Origin of the sequence: Rhodovulum strictum, assembly GCF_009649175.1 — a bacterium.
Taxonomy (GTDB): Bacteria; Pseudomonadota; Alphaproteobacteria; order Rhodobacterales; family Rhodobacteraceae; genus Rhodovulum; species Rhodovulum strictum.
The window spans coordinates 1-2,053 of record NZ_WJPO01000066.1; the positions used below are offsets into that span (position 1 = coordinate 1).

General features: G+C 57.5%; 3 protein-coding genes. 2 read left to right on the forward strand and 1 reads right to left on the reverse strand.

All coding sequences use genetic code 11. The annotated features are described in order from the left end of the window. Positions 1–115: 115 nt before the first annotated feature. Positions 116–607 (forward strand): site-specific integrase, encoded by a 492-nt coding sequence (locus tag GH815_RS18585; protein ID WP_246176540.1) that lies wholly within the window; start codon positions 116–118, stop codon positions 605–607. A gap of 28 nt (positions 608–635) precedes the next feature. On the opposite strand, the gene GH815_RS18590 is transcribed toward GH815_RS18585, so the two are convergent. Next, positions 636–1,364, reverse strand: coding sequence for a hypothetical protein (locus GH815_RS18590; protein ID WP_153750214.1), 729 nt, complete (start codon positions 1,362–1,364; stop codon positions 636–638). Between the two features lie 137 nt (positions 1,365–1,501). On the opposite strand from GH815_RS18590, the gene GH815_RS18595 reads away from it, so the two are divergent. Then, positions 1,502–1,744 carry a helix-turn-helix domain-containing protein gene (locus tag GH815_RS18595; RefSeq protein WP_153750215.1) on the forward strand — a complete coding sequence of 81 codons (243 nt, stop codon included), beginning with the start codon at positions 1,502–1,504 and terminating at the stop codon, positions 1,742–1,744. Positions 1,745–2,053: the final 309 nt, after the last annotated feature.

The following is a 2,053-nucleotide window of genomic DNA, read 5'->3' on the forward strand; positions in this document are numbered from 1 at the left end:
GGGCCCTCAGGACGCCCTCGACCCGCCCGAAAGCAGCACCTTGGCTCCAATGTCAGCCGGCCGGTGAATATCGCGGGTTAAGAAAGACGATCACAAGTGGGGAACGCTTCTGGCGATGTTCACCGGGGCACGGTTGCGGGAAGTCGCGCAACTGGTGCCATCTGACATTCGGAATGAAGGCGGCATCTGGTACATCGACATCAACGCAGACGGTGAGAAGAAAAGCCTGAAATCGCCTGCCGCCAAACGCCGGGTGCCCGTCCATTCGGAGTTAATCCGGCTTGGCTTTCTCGAATGGGTCGAAGGCTGCGCCAAGCAACTCCGCTTGTTCATGTCGTTCACGCACAACACCAAGGAAGGCTATGGCCGTAATCTGGGCCGCTGGTTCGGCACCTTCCTCACCAAGATCGGCATGAAAGAAGACGGTCTTGTCTTCCACAGCCTGCGCCACACTGCCATTACCCGGATGCGACAAGCCAGTATTGAGTTGTCACTTGTGCAAGAGATCGTCGGGCACGAGCGCGACACCGTGACAGACGGGTACTTTGGCGAGGGCTACACGCTGGCGCAGAAGAAGGATGCGATTGAGAAAATCACCGCACGGTAGCCGTACAGCATAAATCAGGTGCAAAGGATCAGGATGAAGGAGTGGGGCCAAACCGCATGGCCCCTTCCGCCATGTAGGCAAAACGGCCTGCTTCGTCGCGGATCGCTTCAAGCGCACTGGAAGTCATCGCTTCGTCGGTAACTTCTGCAATCCAGTCAGGATCAACACTGTCAATGTCAATGCGCTCAAGGTTGGTCAGTTGGGCAAGGATAAACGCCGCGCCGTTGGTGTGCATTTCAAGATCAGACAGGCGAAGGCGACATGCTTGCAGCGTTCCATCAAATGCGCCAAGCGCAGCGGCTGCAAACTCTTTGTCGTCCACTTCGCGCTTCATTGCCTTGAGATACCCAAGATGGTGAATAGCAGCCGCATCTTGAACATGCCCCAAATCGTCAGACTGAGGCGCTTCATCGGGTTCAGTTGCGGCAGGCTCACCCATCGGCGCGTTATCTTCGTGCCTGAGCGGCACAATGAAGTTGTCTTCCGCTTTCGGGTTCATTGCGCCCGCGCAAAAGGCGCTCACCACGAAAGCAACGCCCAAGGGCATGATGAAAGCCAAAAGCAAGAAGCCAACAACTAGAAACAGCCACCAATACACGCGGAAAAACCGCATGGTGCCGGTGGCGACCAAGAGTTGCATTTGCAGGTTCCACCAATAGCGCCCGATCACGCCAAGGCTGGTACTCGCAGCGGCAAAACCTTCGGTCGCAGCACCGTAGGCGACGTGGTGGTCAGGTGACTTGTTGTTGAGGCTCATAAGGCGCTCCGTTGGTGAGACTGACGCGCGCCCCGGCACGGCCCGACACCGGACAGCAAGGACGATCAATATCCAGATTTTAGATACCTAGTTTTGAGATATAGTCAACGTGCCCAGTGCAGCAGCATAGGGCGTCCATGCCTAAAACCCTTGGAGATCATAGGCATGATGCTCTTGTCCGCTACCTCATCGAGAAGCGCGGCGAGGCAGGCTTGAAGCAGGTGGAACTTGCGGGGCGGATGAAGGTCTACCAGTCCTTCATCGCGCGGCTGGAAAGCGGGCAACGCCGGGTGGATGTGGTGGAACTGGTCAAGCTGGGCGAGGTTCTGGGCTTCGATCCGACCGAGATTGTGGGCAGGCTGGCGAAGATGAAAGGGTGAACCCACCCCGTGCCGCCAAAATCGTTACCAGTAACGAGGGAGCGCCGGAGGCGGCGCGACCGGAGGGTATCACAAGCACTATGGCTATCATATATTTTCAGTAGGTTACACGACCTCCACACATATAGGGGAAACCCTAGAGCGGTTCACGGAATGCCCGAAACGCCTGCAAGCGGCCTTCGTACCCCTCGGGTTCCAGCAACATTGCAATGTCCGGCTCGATAGGATGTTCGTAACCGCCCGGTTGGCACCGCGGTTGATCAGGCGGCCTCGGCCTGAGCGACGGCGACCGGTGTCCAGTTCCACGGC